Source organism: Mycobacterium zoologicum (genome assembly GCF_020181635.2).
Classification (GTDB): Bacteria; Actinomycetota; Actinomycetes; order Mycobacteriales; family Mycobacteriaceae; genus Mycobacterium; species Mycobacterium zoologicum.
Map to the genome: position 1 here is coordinate 1 of NZ_JAYJJS010000025.1, position 18,429 is coordinate 18,429.

An 18,429-nucleotide genomic window follows, 5' to 3' on the forward strand; every position below is an offset into this window, starting at 1 on the left:
GGTCGTGGCCGCCGCTTCACCCTGCCCTTGACAAACTTCCCTACATATCAGCCGCAGGCTGCGAGCACCAGCTCACGCACCCGGGCGGCGTCCGCCTGGCCCTTGGTGGCCTTCATCACCGCACCCACGATCGCACCCGCGGCCTGCACCTTGCCGCCCCGAATCTTCTCGGCCACATCCGGATTCGCAGCCAACGCCTCGTCGATCGCCGCCTGGATCACCGAGTCGTCACGGACCACGACCAGGCCCCGGTCGGTCATCACCTGCTCGGGCTCGCCCTCACCGGCCAGCACACCCTCAACCACCTGCCGGGCCAGCTTGTTGGAGAGCTTGCCCGAATCCACCAGAGCCACCACCTGCGCGACCTGCGCCGGCGTGATGCCCAATGCGTCGAGTTCGACGCCGGCCTCGTTGGCTTTCTGAACCAGGAAGTTTCCCCACCAGGCCCGGGCCGCCTCGCTGGACGCCCCGGCGGACACGGTGGCGGCGACCATTTCGACCGCACCGGCGTTGACCAGGTCACGCATCACCTCGTCGGAGACGCCCCACTCGTCCTGAATCTTCTTGCGCGACAGCCACGGCAGCTCCGGAATGGTGCCGCGCAGCTCGTCGACCCATTGCGCACTCGGCGCCACCGGCTCCAGGTCGGGCTCGGGAAAATACCGGTAGTCCTCGGCAGTCTCCTTGGCCCGGCCCGGGCTGGTGTAGCCGGCCTCGTGAAAGTGCCGGGTCTCCTGGACCACCGTTCCGCCACCGGTGAGCACCGCACCCTGGCGACGCATCTCGTAGCTGACGGCCACTTCGACGCTCTTGAGCGAGTTGACGTTCTTGGTCTCGGTGCGGGTGCCGAATTCGGTTGCACCGGTTGGCTTCAGCGAGACGTTGGCATCGCAGCGCATCGACCCCTGGTCCATCCGCACATCGGAGACGTCGAGCACCCGCAGCAGATCCCGCAGCGCGGTCACATACGCCCGGGCGATCTGCGGGGCCCGTTCGGCGGTGCCGGTGATCGGCTTGGTGACGATCTCGATCAGCGGCACCCCGGCCCGGTTGTAGTCGACCAGCGATTCGGTAGCGTCCCCGATGCGGCCGCTCTCACCGCCGATGTGGGTCAGCTTGCCGGTGTCCTCCTCCATGTGGGCGCGCTCGATGTCGACCCGCCAGAACGTCCCGTCATCAAGCGGCACGTCGAGGTAGCCGTTGAACGCGATCGGCTCGTCGTACTGGGATATCTGGTAGTTCTTCGGCTGGTCGGGATAGAAGTAGTTCTTCCGGGCGAATCGGCACCAGGAGGCGATCTCGCAGTTCAGCGCCAGCCCGATCCGGATCGCGGACTGCACCGCGGCCCCGTTGAGCACCGGCAACGAACCGGGCAGCCCCAGGCACACCGGGCACACCTGGGTGTTGGGTTCGGCGCCGAACTCCGTCGAGCAGCCGCAGAACATCTTGGTGGCCGTGGACAGCTCGACGTGCACCTCCAGGCCCAGTACCGGGTCGAAGCGGGCGACGACGTCGTCGTAATCGAGCAGTTCGGCGACAGCAGCGGTCATGCCCGGAAGTCTAAGCGACCGGGTCACACCGGCCAGTCCTCCATCCGCCGGGCTGCGTCGAAGAACATCCACTCATAGCGCGACGCGGTGTGGAAATGTCGGCACATCAGGTCCCACTCCGCCGGCGAGGCCTGGGCACCGACTCGGTCGATGACACCGAGCACCTGCTCGACCACGGCCTGGTACTCCGCTCCCGCGTAGGTGTCGATCCAGCGCTGGAACAGCGGGTCCGGGGAGCCGATGCGCTGCAGGTGCTCACCCACCCGGGCGTAGATCCAGTAGCACGGCAGCACCGCTGCGACCGCCTCGGCGTAGGACCCGGACGCGGTGACCGCCAGCAGGTAGCTGGCATAGGCCTGCGTGGTCGGGGCGACCGGCAGTGATGCGGCCCCCGCCGAGCTCAGGCCCAGTCCAGCGAGCAGCCCTTCGTGCAGCTCGTTTTCGGCGGCGATGGCCACTCCGGCGTGCTCGGCGAACATGGTCAGCTCCGCCTCGACCGGCGCCTTGGCCGCGCACCCGGCCAGCGCCCGCGCATACGCCCGCAGATAGTGGGCGTCTTGGACGAGGTAATAACGAAATCGGTCGTGGCCCAACGAGCCGTCCGCCAGTCCGGTGACAAAGGGGTGCTCGCAGATTCGCTCATAGATGTCGGCGGCCAGGCCCCACAGCGCCTCACCCGTCCGATCAGCCATGCCCCAGGCTATCCCGTCGCACTAAGCTGGCCGGATGTCAGACCGCAACGTCTTCGGCCAGCCCCTGCAACAGTGCGGCACAGACCCGGTCACCGGTTTCTACCGCGACGGCTGCTGCTCATCGGGTCCCGAAGACATCGGGCTGCACACCATCTGCGCGGTGGTCACCGCCGAGTTCCTCGCCCATCAGCGCTCGATCGGCAATGACCTGTCCACCCCGATGCCCGCCTACCGGTTCCCCGGACTTACCCCCGGCGACCGGTGGTGTGTGACCGCGGTGAATTGGCTTCGCGCACACCAAGACGGCTGTGCTGCCCCGGTGGTACTGGCCGCCACCCACGAGCGCACCCTCGATGTTGTCTCGCTGGATGTGTTGCGGCAGTACGCGGTTGACGTTCCCGACAGTCCGGGTGAACTGTGAGTCAATAACCCAGCGTGACGCCCGTACCGCCGCCGCCGCTGTTCTGCTGGCGGTTACGGACGTACCAGACGAATTCCTCGACCAGCCCGCCGTTTTCGGGACAGTCCGCCGACACCGACGCTGCGAGCAGCCGCCCGGTCTGGTCCTCCGGCAGGCCGCTGGTCGCCAGGATGTGATCGACCGCGCGCTTGACGCCACCCAGGTTCGGCTGGTCACGCATGAACCCGCAGACCTCGCCGCCGTGGTCGTCGACGTAGCCGCCCACCGCGTCGCCGCTGGCGTGAGCCGAACCGGCGGAGAGCAACGCCACCGGCAGCGCACTCAGGGCAGCGACCATCCATGTCAGTTTTGTCATCTCCGCCCCATCATCAGTCGTCAAGCAGGTGATCGGCACAACGCCGAACATACGGTGACCATTGTGCGGCCATTTTCGCTCTTTGTCATGCTCATGCCGCGTGCGGACGGCCACCGGCCTCAGCCGAAGAACGCCGCCGCGTCGTCATAGCGGCTCTGCGGCACCACCTTCAGTTGACGCACCGCGTCGGCCAGTTGCACCCGGCCGATCTCCTGACCGCGCAGCGACACCATCATGCCGTACTCGCCGGCGTGCGCGGCGTCGGCGGCGTTCACGCCGAACCGGGTCGCCAGCACCCGGTCATAAGCGGTCGGGGTGCCGCCGCGTTGCACATGGCCGAGCACCGTGGTGCGCACCTCCTTCTTGACTCGCCGCTCGATCTCGACGGCCAACTGGGCGGCGACCCCGGTGAATCGTTCGTGACCGAACTCGTCGACTCCGCCGGCCCGCAACTCCATCGAGCCGGCAGCGGGTTTGGCGCCTTCGGCAACGACGCAGATGAAGTGTGACGAGCCGTGCTGAAACCGCTGTTTCACCAGCCGGCACACGTCCTCGACGTCGAAGGGCTGCTCCGGGATCAGGGTCATGTGTGCGCCGGTAGCCAGACCCGCGTTGAGCGCGATCCAGCCGGCGTGGCGGCCCATCACCTCGACCAGCATCACCCGCTGATGGGATTCGGCGGTGGAGTGCAGCCGGTCGATGGCGTCGGTGGCGACCTGCAGCGCAGTGTCATGACCGAAAGTGACGTCGGTGCAGTCGATGTCGTTGTCGATGGTCTTGGGTACCCCGACGACCGGGACGTTCTCCTGCGACAGCCAGTGCGCCGCGGTCAGCGTGCCCTCACCACCGATCGGGATCAGCACGTCGATGCCGTTGTCATCCAGGGTCGCCTTGACCTGATCCAGGCCGGCGCGCAACTTGTCCGGGTTCACCCGGGCTGTGCCCAGCATGGTGCCGCCCTTGGCCAGCAGCCGATCGTTGCGATCATCGTTGGCCAGTTGGACGCGGCGGTTCTCCAACAGTCCACGCCAGCCGTCTTCGAATCCGACCACCGTCGAGCCGTAGCGCGAGTCGCAGGTGCGCACCACCGCCCTGATCACCGCGTTCAGTCCGGGGCAGTCGCCGCCGCCGGTGAGCACTCCGATACGCATGGCCCCCATCTTGCCGGGTGCCGACTTCCCCCGGGGCTAGATCGCGGTCGGCAGCGCTCCGCGGGCCGCCTCGTAGGCCGCCCCCACCCGGTACAGCCGGTCATCGGCCAACGCCGGCGCCATGATCTGCAGCCCCACCGGCAGCCCGTCGTCGCCGGAGAGCCCCGACGGCACCGACATGCCGCAGTGCCCGGCCAGGTTCAGCGGCAGCGTGCACAGATCGAACAGGTACATCGCCAGCGGGTCGTCGACCTTCTCGCCCAGCCGGAACGCAGTCGTCGGCGTCGTCGGCGAGATCAGCACGTCGACGGACTCGTACGCGGTGTCCAGATCCCGCGCGATCAGCGTGCGCACCTTCTGCGCCTGGTTGTAATAGGCGTCGTAGTAGCCGGCCGACAGCGCGTAGGTGCCGAGCATGATGCGGCGCTTGACCTCCGGGCCGAATCCGGCCGCCCGGGTCAGCGCCATCACCTCTTCGGCGCTGTGAGTGCCGTCGTCGCCGACCCGCAGCCCGAAGCGCATCGCGTCGAAACGGGCCAGGTTGCTCGACACCTCCGAGGGCAGGATCAGGTAGTAGGCGCTCAGCGAATAGTCGAAGTGCGGGCAGTCGACCTCGGAGATCTGCGCACCAAGGGCTTTGAGCGCTTCGACGGCGGCGTTGAACGACGCCAGCACGCCCGGCTGATACCCCTCGCCGCTGTGCAGCTGGCGCACCACGCCGATCCGCATCCCGGACAGGTCACCGGCGGCCCCGGCGCGCGCGGCGCCGACGACGTCGGGCACCGGTACATCCAGTGAGGTGGAGTCACGCGGATCGTGCCCGGCGATCACCTGATGCAGCAGGGCGGTGTCGAGCACGGTTCGCGCGCACGGCCCGCCCTGGTCCAGCGATGACGCGCACGCCACCAGCCCGTAACGGCTGACGGTGCCGTAGGTGGGCTTGACGCCGACGGTCGCGGTCAGGGCGGCCGGCTGGCGGATGGAGCCGCCGGTGTCGGTGCCGATGGCCAGCGGCGCCTGGAACGCCGCCAGCGCCGCGGCGCTGCCGCCGCCCGAGCCGCCCGGCACCCGCTCGACGTCCCAGGGGTTGCGGGTCGGACCGTAGGCGGAGTTCTCGGTGGACGAGCCCATCGCGAACTCGTCCATGTTGGTCTTGCCCAGGATCGGGATGCCGGCGGCGCGCAGCCGGGCGGTGACCGTCGCGTCGTAGGGGGCCCGCCAGCCTTCCAGGATCTTCGACCCACAGGTGGTGGGGGCATCGGCGGTGGTGAAGACGTCCTTGAGGGCCAGCGGAACCCCGGCCAGCGCCGACGGCGCCTCGCCGGCCGCGATGGCCTTGTCGGCGGCCTTCGCCGCAGCAAGCGCTTCGTCCGCACCGACGTGCAGGAATGCGCCGTAGCTTTCGTCCGTGGCGGCGATCTGGTCCAGGTGGGCCCTCGTGACCTCGACCGAGGACACCTCGCCGGCGGCGATCGCCGCGGCCAGGGTTGCGGCGTCGGAACGGATCAGCTCACTCACTGACTCTCCCCCAGGATCTGCGGGACCGCGAACCGGCCCTCTTCGGCGCGCGGGGCGGCCGCGAGCGCCTGCTGCTGAGTCAGGCAGGCCACGATCTCGTCGGGCCGGGTCACGTTGACCGCCTTGAGCGGGTTGTCGGTCGCCTCGACGCCGGTGACGTCGACGGCCTGGATCGTGCTGACGTGGGTCAGGATCGCATCGAGTTGACCGGCGAAGCCGTCCAACTCGGCGTCGGTCAGCGCCAGCCTGGCCAGACGGGCCAGATGGGCTACGTCATCACGGGAGATCTGGGGCACGGGTAGAGAGCCTAGTCGGCTGGCATCTCCCGGTTGTCGCCGTAGGCGTTGGAGTTGTCCAGCAGCCGACGCAACCGATCCCCGGAGGTACCGGGCCCCAGTTTGTGCCCGGGCGGAGAACCGCTGCCCGCCGTCGGAATCCGGTCCGGGGAGATCGGGTCGATCACCCCGGGGCCGTCGTTGGGAGCACCCCCCTCGTCCGGCCCGATCACCGGCCCCTGCCCGCCGGACGACTGCGGCAGATCCGGCATGTTCGCTCCCGGGCCCGGTACCGGTGTCTCGGATGGTTTGGCCGGACCCGGTCCCTCGGTGGAATCCGGCGACGATTCCGTCGGCGCCAGCCCCGGCAACGGTGGCACTGACGTGGGCGTCAACGAGGTGGGCGGAGGGTCGGGCGCCACCGTCGACGGCGGAGGCGAGTTCGACTCCGGCGGCCGGTGTAGTGCGTCGATCTTGCGCTGCAGTCGCGGAACCGAGTCCGCACGGATCGCCTGACGGTCTTCATTGGGGTCGGAGTTGCCCTCGAAACAATCGGCCGGAGCCTGCTGCGCCAGCATCATCGCATCGGAGTAGTATCCCTCGGCTTCGTCCTTCTTCCCTGCGCGAGTTGCCAGGTCCCCCAACGTCTCGCGCACGAGTACCAGGTTTATCCGTACCGGGCAGGACTTCTCGGCGCCGATGCGGGCCAGTGAGTCACTGAATCGGTCGTCGGCGTCCTGCAGGCGTCCCTCCAGCACGCTGAGGTCACCCGCCGCGAATGCCGTCTTGGCCGGGTCGAAGACATCGAACTTCTGCAGGAAGGCCACATCGCCACGCAGCGCCTCGATGTCATGCCGGGTGAAGTCGGTCACGGCCGAGTTGCTGACGAGCCCGACACCGATCAGCTTGGCCGCCAACAGAAGCAGCACCACGATCACCGGAGCCGACACCAGGTACAGCCTGGTGCGCAGTCGCAGTCGCGGCGATGACGGCCGCAGTCGGGCCGACAGCCACATCAAGGCTTCGCGCAACGCCTGCGCGACAGCATCTTTGCGCATCACGGTGTCACATCCCGCCGGGCCATCCGGTTGCGGCGATACTCCCGGATCGTCATCACGACCTCACCCGCCAGCAGCCCACATGCCAGCGCGGTGAACAGCCAGTACAGTTCGCGCCAGGCGATCGGGTGCGTCTTGGGCACCACACCGGCGTGCGCGGTGGACGCGCCCAAATCGACGGCCGGCACCACACTGCTGATCGACGTGCCGGCCTCGCGGTGGAAATAGGGCACGCCAAGTTGGACCGCGATCTGCTTGAGCCGCGCTTCATCGATGGTCGACGTCAACGCCGCACTAGGGTTGCTCGGGTCGGACTGGTAGACCTTTGCCCCGTTCGCCCAGCCCTGGGGGATCGGACCGCCTTGGGGCGTACCGTATCCCAGCACCGCACCGCCGACGATCTTCTTGGTGTCGGCGCCGAATGAGCCTGCCACCGAATGCGAACCCGCCGCCCCGGTGCCGAGGTAGAAGACCACGCTGTGTGATCCGGGAAACGTCGCCGCCGCCCAATTAAGCTGGTCTGCTAATAGTTTCGCCGCAGCTGTGGCATCGGTCTGGTACATGGCGTCCGCCGTCACCAGCGTGTAGGGCGACAGCCCGCCGACCATCGACTGCAGGCTCCATGCGTCATCGGACAACGGCCAGTCGAGAGCCGCTCGGCTGGCGTAGGAGATGACTCCGAAGCGTGCGTGGGGGTACTCGTCGATGAGCCCGCTGATGTCGGAACGGATTCCGGTCATCCGCGAGTGCCGATCCCCGTAGTCCTCGACCCGCGAGTTCACCGATCGGTCGACCACGAAGAACACGTTGAGGTTCGGGTCGGCCACCGCGTTCGGGTTCGCTTCGACCGGCATCTGAGCGTCGTCGGTGTCGACCGCGGGCCGGGCCGCCGCGACGAGCAGCAAGATGATGGCCACCGTCAACAGGCTCCAGCGCACGACTACCGGCCGATAGCGTCCCGACCCGGTGCGCACCAGAACTCGGTAGAGCGCGACCATGCGCACCATGCTCAGGACGGCCGCGACCGCCAGCAAGACCGCAACCGGGATGACCGGATGAAACATCATCGTCGCAACACCGCCAGGGCAACCGACAGCAGCGTGGCAGCGACCACAGCGGCGATGAGTAGGAGTTCGGGCGAGTCGATGGACCGACTGGTGAGGATCTTGTTGCCCGACAGCTGCACCGTCGGAGGGCTTTGTCGGATCTGGTCGAGCTGACTGCTCAGCGTCGGGTCCGTGCCCGAGTCTGCGGCGGCGGTCCCGGCGGGGTTGTAGAGAGCGAATTTTCCGCCTGTGGCCGTGGCGATACCACGCAGTGCGTCGCTGTCGGCGGTCGAGGACGACGCGACATCCGAGCGTGCGATGACGTTGATCTGCACCGAACTCTCGTCGGCCGACTTCATGACGTCCTCGGCGGAATACAGCGATGCGCGCTCATCAGTCGCGTCTTTGAATGTGCTGTAGCCCAAGTAGATCAGTTGGCGACGATGCCCACTGCGGTCCTGGTAGGTCGGAAAGCCCGTCATGCACAAGGCCAACACATCGGTGACGCTCGGGGCGTAGTCCACGTAGCTGACCGGACGGGAGAACGCGGAGACCCCGAACTCCAACTGGTCACGGTCCAGAGCCGATACCGGTTTTCCGGTGTCGAGGTCCTGCTGAATACGCGCCAGCTTCGCCAGTGAGTCGAGTCGCGTTCCGACGTAGTCGTGATCACGGGTCAGCGGGATGACCCGCAGCGTCGAAGAGGTCAGCCCGATCCGGCTGGATCCCAGCGAACCACCCGATGAACCGGTTTGGCCGGCAAAGTAATTGAAGAATCCCGCCGTCGTCGGATCGCTGGCCGGCTCGCCCACGCACAACATGATGTCCTCGGGGTGCACGGTGTCGAACTCCCGCTCGGCCGTCGCCCACCCGCTGGGGCGCGCAGTGGCGGCCAGCGCAAACAGGAACGTCGCCAACAGCAGCACCCCGGCCACAACGACCGACAGAAAATACACGCGGTAAACCCGAGCGTATTCCGGCAGCCGGGTGAGCCGGTTGACATGGGCGAGCGGCCGCAGCACCCGGTCGATGCGGGCCATCGGCAGCAGAGTCGCTGCCGCCGAGGCCGCTGCCAGACCCACCAGCCCGACGATGATCACCGCCGGCCATTTCAGGTCCACGTCGAGATCAACTCCTCCGCCGACCGTCCGATTGCGGCAACGTCCGCGCGAGCCTGGGGATCGAACCGGGCCACATTCAACCCGGCGAGCAATGCGGCCGCGGGCGCCAGCGGGCCGTCGGCGATGTCGTCGACGTGCAGGTACTGAGCTCGAATGCCGGTCTTGACATACAAGAAACTGCGTACGGTGCGACTGATGTCGGTGCTGGCCTGCGCCGCTGTCACCCCTCCCGCCTGATAGCGCCCGCAGGCCGTGCGCACCGCTGCGGTGAAACGGCGGCGGGTCAACCACGCGTGTACGGTGCGAACAACCGGCATCCGGCGCAGTCGCGACGGCGGCAGCGTCCACACGAAAACGCCCGCCAGCCAGGCAATCACCGCAAGCACCAACAGCACCCCGAAGACGATCCACCATGCCGAGAACGGCAGCGGGCCGCCGATGAACCGCAGCAGATCATCAGTTGGCACGCCGATACCCCTCGCTCATCTCAAGGATCCGCATGCGGATCTCGTGGCTACCGGCGATCCGGACGAACCGGACCCGGTGCGCGGTGAGGAACTCGTCGAGCTCGGCGCAGCGCCGCTGTTCGGCGAGCTGATAGGCGGCCAGCACCCGGGGCCCCAGCATGGCGCCGCTGAGCACGAAACGTCCACTGGCGACATCGAATCCGTCGCGTTCACCGTCGATCGAACCGATCGCCGGCATGTCGGTGATCATCAGCCAGAGCAACTCGTGCCGTCCGCCCAGTTGCGTGAGCACCTCACTGAGTGCTGGTGTCACCTCCGGCTCGTCGGAGACGATGACGAGCAGCAGTCGCCGACGGTGCGCCCGCAGCACGTACTGCAGTTGTGTCGCAACGTCACTGGCTCCGGTGTCGCCGGCAGTGTGGGTGTAGAAGTGCTCCAGCATGCTCTCGATATGAGTCTCACCGCGGCGGCTACGAATGGTCGCCGAACCTCGCGAGTCGCCGTAGACCATGCCGACCTCGTCCTGCCTGCGGATCGAGATCAGTCCGATCGCTCCCAGCACGTTGGTGGCCAAGTCACGCTTGAGCTCTCCATCGCGGGCCAGCGCCGACATGTTCCGTCCCGCATCGGCAACCAGCAAGATCTTGTGATGCTTCTCGGAGACGAATCGCTTGACCAGAACGGCACCGGAACGAGCCGAGGCTTTCCAGTCGATGTCGCGCACGTCGTCGCCGGCGACGTATGGACGCAGGTCGTCGAGTTCCAGGGTTCGGGTGTGCAACAACGCGTGGCGGCCGCCTTCGAGCATGCCTCGCGTGTTGGTGCCGAAATGGCTCCGCGCCCGGTTGAGGTGCCTACCCATGGTGGGGTCAGGGCACCCGGACCGACTGGAGAACGGCGTCGATCACCGTCTCCGAGGTGATATTCGCTGCGGCGGCCTCGAAGCCCAGAATCAGGCGGTGCCGCAGCACCCGGTGAGCCAGTTTGTGGATGTCGTCGGGCACCACGTGATTTCGCCCGGACAGCACCGCCAGCGCTCGCGCCGAGCGGCAGAACGCGATGGTGGCGCGCGGGCTGGCGCCGTACTCCAGCAGCCGCGCCAGCTGCGGCGGCAGGAACTGCTGCGGGTTTCGCGTCACCTGCACCAGTTGGCTGACGTAGGAGACCAGCGCAGGGTCCATGTGAACATTGCGCACGGTCTGCTGGATTCGACGAATGTCGTCAAGCCCGACCACCTCCCGCGGCTTCTCGTTCCGGTCGTAGACGCCGGCGTCGATCCGCATCATCATCTCGACTTCGTCCTGCGCCGACGGATACCGCAACACCTCCTTGAGCGTGAAGCGGTCGGTCTGCGCCTCCGACAACGGATAGGTGCCCTCCTGGTCCACCGGGTTCTGGGTGGCGATCACCAGAAACGGCTCCGGGATGCGGTGCAGTTCCCCGGCGATCGTGGTCTGACGCTCCTCCATCGCTTCCAGCATCGCGCTCTGGGTCTTGGCACTGGAGCGGTTGATCTCGTCGAGCAGCACGATGTTGGCGTGCACCGGACCCAGTTGGGTGGCAAACGAATTGGTCGTCGAGTTGTAGATCTGCGTGCCGATGATGTCGCTGGGCAACAGGTCCGGGGTGCACTGGATGCGCTGGAACTGACCCGAGACCGCGTCGGCGATCACCCGCGCGGCCGTGGTCTTGGCCAGTCCGGGAACCCCTTCGAGCAGGATGTGCCCGCCGGTGAGCAGCCCGATCAGCAGGGACTCCCGCAGGTAGTCCTGGCCGACGACCTTGGCCGCGAACTCCTGGGAGATCGCAGCGATCACGCGATAGGCGTATTCCATGTCCTGCTGGTTGGGCTGAACTCGGGCGCTGGTCATCGATCAACTCTCCGTAGGTATTTGGTCGGCTGCTTTCGCGTCAGCTCTAAGGGCCGACAACGGGAGGCTCCTTCGTCAGATCTACTCCTGTGAATAGGTTTTGAACCGAATCGTAGGTCGCCACCCCACCGCTAGCGGTTTCGGCGGTGAACGAAAACCGCACCGATCCGTCAACAAACCCACGCGAGGACGTCGTGCCCGCACTCAACTTGGCGCCGCTGAAGTCCATCGGGCCGACGACCTTCACCGTTTCCGGCTTGATCGGCGGATCGATCTGCTGCTTCGGGCACTTGTAGAAGTGCTCCGGATCCCGCAGACAACCCACGAGCCACGTCTCGACGGCAGTCTGAACCGCTTTGTGGCCGGCGTCGTTGAGTTCGTACTTGTAGCTGAACGGTTGGCTGATGTCGTTCGTCGGAACCGGCTCCTGCAGCAGTGATTCGACGTGGACATCCACATAGGGAACCGACGTCGCACCCACATAGCCTGGAAAGACATAGAGGTCACGATCCTTCCCGAGTGGCTTGCCAAGGACGTTCAGATTGCTGTCCATGCCGTCAGTACCCGCCGAATAGATCGTGAGATGCAGAGCGGCCGAGGGCAGCTTCCAGGTGCCGTTCCTCTTTTTCACGAACGCCTGACCCGATGAGCGGTTGCCGCCGAAATCAGCGCTGACGTTCACGATCGCGGTCTCGCCCGATGACTCCGTCTCCGAACTATCGCTGAGTATTTCGATGTTCTTGATCGGCCAGTGCTCGATCTGCTGTTTGAGGGTTTCGTTGGTCAGGAACTTCCGTGATGCGGGCTCGGCCAAGCCCATCGACAGGGCGGCGTCGGCATCTCCTCGGGCCAGCGCCTCCAGGTATGCCTTCACGGCGTCGCCGGCCCTTCCGGCATTCTTCGAGCCGCCGTGGCCGCCGGCCCCGAGCACGATCGCCATGACGATGCCGACCACGCTGAACACTGCCAGCGATGCCAGCAAGGTGACAATCAGCGGTTTGCGGGAGCGGCCTGGCGGGAGCGGCGGTCTCCACGGGCCACTCGAACCTGGCGTGGGGCCGAAGCCTGGTGGGCCCTGCGCCGGCATTGAGCCCGGCGGTGGGTATCCGCCCGGGGTTTGACCACCCCAGCCCGGGCCCGGCTGCGGTGGCACCCCGGCGGGCCAACCCGGACCCGGCTGCGGTGGCACCCCGGCGGGCCAACCCGGACCCGGCTGCGGATACGGCCCGTTGGGCCCCTGACCTGTCACCCCGCTACCTGAACGTGAACACGAGAGGGCTCTTGGTCAGGTCCACGGACCCATAGACCGAGGCGAGCATCTGGCCGGACTTCTTCCCCCCGGAGGACCCCGTGGCCGTCAGTCCGAACTCGACCAAACCGCGAGCATCCGCAGTCAGGTCGTCGGCGTGGAGATAGCTGATCCGGATCGAGCTGAGGTCAGCCGGAAGCGTCCACTGCGCCGTTCCGTTCACCAGACTCGAGTCGTAGGCGTACTGCGGGCAGTTCTCGGGATGCAGATCCGTCGAGCGCGCGCACTGGGCGAGCGCCGCCTTGACCGCGGTATCGATGGCTGCGTTGCCCGCCTCACTGATCTCGAAATTCAGCATCGGCGATTCTTCGTACTTCAATTGATCGAGCAGGAACGGCCGGTTCGGTTGTTTCACTGAAATGTTCGGGTTGCTGCTGCCGAGGTCCACCCAGCCCGGAAACACGTACGTTGTTTTACTGGTGTCCACCGGAGTCCCGAAGAGCGTGAGGGTCTTCAACGCAGCAGCGCTAGTCGTGTTGTATTTGAAGCTCAACTTCACGGCGGGTTGCTTGATTTTCCACACCCCCTTCGCGCCTTTCGTGGCGTCAACGATGTCGTCTGCCACGTTGTCACCGAAATTGACCGCGACGTGGACCATGGCCATGGTGCCGCCCGCCAACGAGTCGTCGTTGAGGATCCGGATGTTGGTTATCGGCCACTGCGCGATCTGCTTCTTGAGGACGTCGTTGGTGAGGAACTCCTTGGTGGCCGGTTCGTCGTCCGAGTAGGACAGGGCCGCCGCGGCGTCACCACGCGCCAGCGCCTCCAGATACGCGCGCACCGTGTCCCCCGCGGTGCGCGGTGCGCTGCTGTGATGCCGGACGACCCCGAAGATCCCAGCACCGGCCAGCACCAAGACAACCGACGCCAGGATTAGGGCCAGCTTCTTGCGACTGCGTCTGGGAGCGGCACCGAAGGGCATTTGCAGCATCGGCGAGAGGCCCGGCTGAGGCGGCCACGCCGGGTTGGGGCCGGGCGGGTTCGCACCGGCTTGAGGCATCCAACCGGGCGGCATCGCACCCGGCGGCATCGGGCCGGGCGGCATCTGCGGAGGCAAAGGCGGCGGGGCTGCCGGCGGCGGGCCGCCGGGCGCCCCCGCCGAAGCGGGATCGCCGATCGGATTGGGCCCCCCGAACCGACCCGGCGGATCGGACCACTGCGTCACATGAACTCCCTGCACACGTGTACGAACGACACGTAGAACCGACGTTCGCTTATTTTGACCGGCCAAACTCTAGCGGCAGGCAAGCGCGGTGACCAGTCGCTCGGAGTCCAACCGGCCGCCACGGTCGGGCGCTGTGGCACAGTTTTCTGTGTGTCTTCCTACCTGCTCCGCGTCGAACTCGACGACCGCCCCGGCAGCCTCGGCTCGCTGGCCGTGGCCCTCGGCTCGGTGCGGGCCGACATCCTGTCGCTGGACGTCGTGGAGCGCGGGCAGGGATCTGCGATCGACGACCTGGTGGTCGAGCTGCCGGCCGGGTCGATGCCCGACGTCCTGATCACCGCCGCCGAACGGCTCGACGGTGTGCGGGTGCACAGTGTCCGCCCGCATACCGGCCTGCTGGACGCACACCGCGAACTCGAGCTCATCGATCACGTCGCCGCCGCCGGTGCCCGCAAGGCCAAGCTGCAGAAACTCGTCGACGAGGCACCCCGGGTCCTGCGGGTCAGCTGGTGCGCCGTACTGCGCGCCGACGAATCCGAGAGAGGGTTCCGCCGGCTCGCCGGCAGCCCGGGCACCCCGGAGACCGAAGTCGGCGCGGTGCCCTGGCTGCCGATCGAACACCCCACCACCCTGGACAACACCGCGGACTGGGTGCCGGAGGTGTGGCGGAACATGGACATCGCCTTGGCCGCTGCACCGCTCGGAAACCCCAGTACCGCAATAGTTTTGGGCCGCACCGGCGGTCCGGACTTCCTGCCCGCCGAGGTGCTGCGGCTGGGCTATCTGGCCGGGATCGTTGCGACCCTGTTGCGTTAGTCGGCTGGTTCTGAAGCCGGTTGCGGCTCGGGGCCCTCGGCCAGCAACCTGGCGAAGCCTTCCTCGTCGAGGATCGGCACCCCCAGCTCAACGGCCTTGTCGTACTTGGAACCCGGAGCGTCCCCGGCCACCACATAGGCGGTCTTCTTCGACACCGAGCCGGCCGCCCGGCCGCCTCGGGCGATGATGGCCTCCTTGGCGCCGTCACGGGAGAAGCCGGTCAGCGAGCCGGTGACCACGATGGAAAGACCCTCCAGCGTGCGCTCGATGCTGGCATCGCGTTCGTCGGCCATCCGCACCCCGGCGGCGCGCCACTTGTCGACGATCGCGCGGTGCCAGTCGACGTCGAACCACTCGGTGACCGCGGCGGCGATGGTCGGCCCGACCCCCTCGACGGCGGCCAGCTGCTCGGTGGACGCCGCGGTGATCGCCTCCAGGCTGCCGAATTCGGTTGCCAGCGCACGAGCCGCTGTGGGTCCGACGTGCCGGATCGACAACGCCACCAGCACCCGCCACAGCGGCTGGGCTTTGGCCTTGTCGAGGTTGGCCAGCAGCTGCTGCCCGTTCTTGGACAGCACATTCTTCTGCGTGGTGAACAATTCGGTGCGCAGCAGGTCGTCTTCGGTGAGGGAGAACAGGTCCCCCTCGTCGGAGATCACCCGGGCGCCCAGCAGCGCGGTCGCCGCCTCATAGCCCAGGGCCTCGATGTCGAAGGCGCCGCGGCCGGCGACGTGGAACACCCGCTCGCGCAGCTGCGCCGGGCAGGACCGCGCGTTGGGGCAGCGGATGTCGACGTCGGTCTCCTTGGCCGGTGCCAGCTCGGTGCCGCATTCGGGACATGTTGTGGGCATGACGAATTCGCGCTCGGTGCCGTCGCGCAGGTCCACCACCGGCCCCAGCACCTCGGGGATAACGTCGCCGGCCTTGCGGATCACCACGGTGTCGCCGATCAGCACACCTTTGCGCTTGACCTCCGAGGCGTTGTGCAGGGTGGCCAGACCGACCGTGGAGCCAGCCACCTTGACCGGCGTCATATAAGCGAACGGGGTGACCCGGCCGGTGCGGCCGACGCTGACCCGGATGTCGAGCAGAGTGGTCTGGGCTTCCTCCGGCGGGTACTTGTAGGCCACCGCCCACCGCGGCACCCTCGAGGTGGCCCCGAGCCGGCGTTGCAGCGCCAGGTCATCGACTTTGATGACGACACCGTCGATTTCGTGTTCGACGTCGTGGCGGTGCTCGCCCCAGTAGGTGATGCGTTCGGCGGCGGCGTCGATCCCCTGGACCCGGGTGGTGTGGGTGGACACCGGCAGCCCCCACGCCTGCATCGCCAGGTAGGCCTCGTGCAGGGTGGCCGGGTTGAAACCCTCGGTGTATCCCAGGCCGTGGCAGATCATGTGCAGGTTGCGCCGCGCGGTGACGGCCGGATTCTTCTGGCGCAGTGAGCCTGCCGCACTGTTGCGCGGGTTGGCGAACGGCGGTTTGCCCTCGGCGACCAGGCCTGCGTTCAGCGCCGCGAAGTCCTCCAGCCGGTAGTAGACCTCGCCGCGCACTTCCAGCACCGCCGGCACCGGAAACTCGGTGTCGGCGTTGAGGAATTCCGGGATACCGGTGATGGTGCGGGCATTGAGCGTCACGTCCTCGCCGACCCGGCCGTCGCCGCGGGTGGCCCCGCTGATCAACCGGCCCTCGCGGTAGACCAGCCCGAGCGCCACCCCGTCGATCTTGAGCTCGCACAGGTAGGCGGTGTCACTGCCGATCTCACCGCGGACCCGGCCCGCCCAGGCCATCAGCTCATCGGGCGAGAACACGTCTTCCAGCGACAGCATCCGCTCCAGGTGCTCGGCGGGCGCGAAGTCGGTGGTGAACCCGGCCCCGCCGACCAGTTGGGTGGGTGAGTCGGCGGTGCGCAGTTCCGGGTGGGCCCCCTCGAGCGCGAGCAGTGCGTTGAACAGCTGGTCGAAGTCGCCGTCGGTGATGATCGGCGCGTCTTTGATGTAGTAGCGGAACTGGTGTTCGCGGACCTCCTCGGCCAGCTCATGCCACTGCCGCCGGATGTCGCCGGTGACGCCGTCCGCCTCTGGATTCACCTCCGCAGGCTATCGGGTGGACCCGGCAGTGGAATTTCGGCGCACGGTGATTCTTGTCCCCAACCGCCGGTGTCCAGGTACTGAACAACCAAAGACGACGCAATCCGTTTACCACGTGTACACCGAGGTTGTTTAATGTGCGCTATGCGTAAGCCATCGTGATGTATGAGAGCTTGCTCAACACTGCGGGACCTCACTTTGAAGCGGGAGATTGGGCGGGCATGGCGGCATCGCGATTCATCAAGGGCGTGACCTGATCAGCCCGACCTCAAGCCCCTCACTGGCCCTGGTGTCGGCCGCCAGTTTCGGGGTGACCGACTTCGTCGGCGGGGTGGCCGCCCGCCAGGTCGCCGCACTGCGGGTGATCATGATCTCCACACCGGTGTCGATGCTGCTGATCGGCGGCCTGGCGGTGGTGACCGGCGGCTTCGTGACACCGCACTCGGTGATCTTCGGGGTGCTCGGCGGGGTCAGCCAGGCGATGGGTGTCTGGTGGTTCTTCTCCGCGCTCGGCTCCGGGCCCATCTCAGTGGTGTCCCCGCTTGCCGCGGTGGTCGACGCCTCGGTGCCGGTCGCGTTCGGGTTGTTCTCCGGTGAGCGACCGAGCCATGTCGCCATGACGGGTATCGCGCTGGCGCTGATGGCGGTGGTCCTGATCAGCCGCCAAGCCGACGCGGGCTCGGCTGCACACCGCTTCACCAGCAAGGTCGCCTGGTTGACGATCGGCTCCGGGGTCGCACTGGGGCTCAATTTCGTCTGCATCGACCACACCGAGTTCCAGTCCCGGCTGTGGCCGCTGCTGTTCGCCCGCGCCGCGGCCACCGTGCTGGTGTTCGGCATGGCCGCGGCCACCCGCAACACCGCACCGCCGTCGGGTTTCCCGCTGCGACTGGCACTGATCGCCGGGGTGCTCGATGCCGCGGCCAACGTGGCCATGGTGCTGACGCTGCACACCTCACTGCTGTCACTGGGCAGCGTGCTGATCTCGCTGTACCCGGCGGCGACGGTGATGCTGGCGGTCCTGGTGCTGCGCGAGCGGGTCAATCGCTGGCAGGTGGCCGGCATGGCGCTGGCCGCCGCGGCGGTGACGATGATCACCACCGGCTGAGGCCCCCCGATACGGTGGGGTGATGCCCCACCCGATCATGTTCCGCGACGACGACCCGGGCCTGACCGAGTTGCGCCGTGTCGCGTTGGGATTTCCCGAGGCGTTCGAGAAGATCTCGCACGGCCGCCCGGTGTTCTGCGCGCCGAAGATGTTCGCGGTCTACGGCGGCAACGCCAAGTCCGACGGCACGATGGTGTCCTACCCGCATTCGCTGTTGGTCAAGGTCGACGAGTCCGAGCAACGTGCGCTCGGGCAGGACAGCCGGTTCTTCTCCCCGATGTATCTGGCACCGTCGGGGTGGCTGGGGCTGGATTTCGGTGCCGCGCCGGTGGATTGGGACGAGGTCGGCGAGTTGGTCGACGCGTCGTTTCGGCTGACCGCGTCGGCACGGCTGATCCGGCTGCTCGACGGGACGTAGG

The 18,429-nt window shown here is 67.2% G+C and carries 19 protein-coding genes; 4 read left to right on the top strand and 15 right to left on the bottom strand.

The features are described from left to right. Positions 1-47: 47 nt before the first annotated feature. Both gatB and tenA read right to left on the bottom strand, forming a co-directional pair. Positions 48-1,550, bottom strand: a complete 1,503-nt coding sequence (gatB, locus tag K6T84_RS18000) for an Asp-tRNA(Asn)/Glu-tRNA(Gln) amidotransferase subunit GatB (RefSeq protein ID WP_225400333.1) — start codon at positions 1,548-1,550, stop codon at positions 48-50. A 23-nt stretch (positions 1,551-1,573) separates the two neighbouring features. Further along, on the bottom strand, positions 1,574-2,242 hold the full coding sequence (gene tenA, locus K6T84_RS18005; protein ID WP_225400334.1) for a thiaminase II: 669 nt from the start codon (positions 2,240-2,242) through the stop codon (positions 1,574-1,576). Between the two features lie 34 nt (positions 2,243-2,276). On the opposite strand from tenA, the gene K6T84_RS18010 reads away from it, so the two are divergent. Then, positions 2,277-2,663, top strand: coding sequence for a DUF2237 family protein (locus tag K6T84_RS18010; protein WP_224861412.1), 387 nt, complete (start codon positions 2,277-2,279; stop codon positions 2,661-2,663). A gap of 1 nt (position 2,664) precedes the next feature. On the opposite strand, the gene K6T84_RS18015 is transcribed toward K6T84_RS18010, so the two are convergent. The 12 genes from K6T84_RS18015 to K6T84_RS18070 form a co-directional block, all read right to left on the bottom strand. Continuing rightward, positions 2,665-3,000, bottom strand: a complete 336-nt coding sequence (locus tag K6T84_RS18015; RefSeq protein WP_224861414.1) for a hypothetical protein — start codon at positions 2,998-3,000, stop codon at positions 2,665-2,667. Between the two features lie 137 nt (positions 3,001-3,137). Further along, positions 3,138-4,169: an ATP-dependent 6-phosphofructokinase gene (locus tag K6T84_RS18020; RefSeq protein ID WP_224861416.1), complete on the bottom strand. Its 1,032-nt coding sequence runs from the start codon at positions 4,167-4,169 to the stop codon at positions 3,138-3,140. Between the two features lie 36 nt (positions 4,170-4,205). Beyond that, a complete protein-coding gene (gene gatA, locus K6T84_RS18025) occupies positions 4,206-5,687 on the bottom strand; it encodes an Asp-tRNA(Asn)/Glu-tRNA(Gln) amidotransferase subunit GatA (RefSeq protein WP_225400336.1) in 1,482 nt (493 codons plus the stop codon). Beyond that, positions 5,684-5,983, bottom strand: a complete 300-nt coding sequence (gene gatC, locus K6T84_RS18030) for an Asp-tRNA(Asn)/Glu-tRNA(Gln) amidotransferase subunit GatC (protein ID WP_225400337.1) — start codon at positions 5,981-5,983, stop codon at positions 5,684-5,686. Before gatC ends, gatA begins: the two co-directional genes overlap by 4 nt. A gap of 11 nt (positions 5,984-5,994) precedes the next feature. After that, positions 5,995-7,020 carry a tetratricopeptide repeat protein gene (locus K6T84_RS18035; protein WP_225400338.1) on the bottom strand — a complete coding sequence of 342 codons (1,026 nt, stop codon included), beginning with the start codon at positions 7,018-7,020 and terminating at the stop codon, positions 5,995-5,997. Continuing rightward, the gene (locus K6T84_RS18040; RefSeq protein WP_225400339.1) at positions 7,020-8,087 is read right to left on the bottom strand and encodes a vWA domain-containing protein; all 1,068 of its coding nucleotides are present in this window, start codon (positions 8,085-8,087) and stop codon (positions 7,020-7,022) included. The genes K6T84_RS18035 and K6T84_RS18040 overlap by 1 nt, the downstream gene beginning before the upstream one ends. Beyond that, on the bottom strand, positions 8,084-9,187 hold the full coding sequence (locus K6T84_RS18045) for a hypothetical protein (protein ID WP_225400340.1): 1,104 nt from the start codon (positions 9,185-9,187) through the stop codon (positions 8,084-8,086). The genes K6T84_RS18040 and K6T84_RS18045 overlap by 4 nt, the downstream gene beginning before the upstream one ends. Next, a complete protein-coding gene (locus K6T84_RS18050) occupies positions 9,178-9,654 on the bottom strand; it encodes a hypothetical protein (protein ID WP_225400341.1) in 477 nt (158 codons plus the stop codon). The genes K6T84_RS18045 and K6T84_RS18050 overlap by 10 nt, the downstream gene beginning before the upstream one ends. Continuing rightward, a complete protein-coding gene (locus K6T84_RS18055) occupies positions 9,644-10,516 on the bottom strand; it encodes a DUF58 domain-containing protein (protein ID WP_224861429.1) in 873 nt (290 codons plus the stop codon). The genes K6T84_RS18050 and K6T84_RS18055 overlap by 11 nt, the downstream gene beginning before the upstream one ends. A 7-nt stretch (positions 10,517-10,523) precedes the next feature. Then, complete coding sequence (locus K6T84_RS18060; protein ID WP_225400342.1) at positions 10,524-11,525, bottom strand: AAA family ATPase; 1,002 nt, start codon at positions 11,523-11,525, stop codon at positions 10,524-10,526. 46 nt (positions 11,526-11,571) lie between these two features. Beyond that, positions 11,572-12,507 carry a nuclear transport factor 2 family protein gene (locus tag K6T84_RS18065; protein WP_225400343.1) on the bottom strand — a complete coding sequence of 312 codons (936 nt, stop codon included), beginning with the start codon at positions 12,505-12,507 and terminating at the stop codon, positions 11,572-11,574. Between the two features lie 271 nt (positions 12,508-12,778). Then, on the bottom strand, positions 12,779-13,999 hold the full coding sequence (locus K6T84_RS18070; RefSeq protein ID WP_225400344.1) for a hypothetical protein: 1,221 nt from the start codon (positions 13,997-13,999) through the stop codon (positions 12,779-12,781). Positions 14,000-14,149: 150 nt separating this feature from the next. On the opposite strand from K6T84_RS18070, the gene K6T84_RS18075 reads away from it, so the two are divergent. Continuing rightward, positions 14,150-14,815: an ACT domain-containing protein gene (locus K6T84_RS18075; RefSeq protein WP_225400345.1), complete on the top strand. Its 666-nt coding sequence runs from the start codon at positions 14,150-14,152 to the stop codon at positions 14,813-14,815. On the opposite strand, the gene ligA is transcribed toward K6T84_RS18075, so the two are convergent. Further along, positions 14,812-16,902 carry an NAD-dependent DNA ligase LigA gene (gene ligA / locus K6T84_RS18080; RefSeq protein WP_225400346.1) on the bottom strand — a complete coding sequence of 697 codons (2,091 nt, stop codon included), beginning with the start codon at positions 16,900-16,902 and terminating at the stop codon, positions 14,812-14,814. The genes K6T84_RS18075 and ligA overlap by 4 nt on opposite strands. A gap of 253 nt (positions 16,903-17,155) precedes the next feature. Between ligA and K6T84_RS18085 the strand changes: the two genes are divergently transcribed. Both K6T84_RS18085 and K6T84_RS18090 read left to right on the top strand, forming a co-directional pair. Continuing rightward, a complete protein-coding gene (locus tag K6T84_RS18085; RefSeq protein WP_526025542.1) occupies positions 17,156-18,010 on the top strand; it encodes an EamA family transporter in 855 nt (284 codons plus the stop codon). A 22-nt stretch (positions 18,011-18,032) separates the two neighbouring features. Continuing rightward, positions 18,033-18,428, top strand: a complete 396-nt coding sequence (locus tag K6T84_RS18090; RefSeq protein ID WP_225400347.1) for an MmcQ/YjbR family DNA-binding protein — start codon at positions 18,033-18,035, stop codon at positions 18,426-18,428. The last annotated feature ends 1 nt before the right edge of the window (position 18,429 follow it).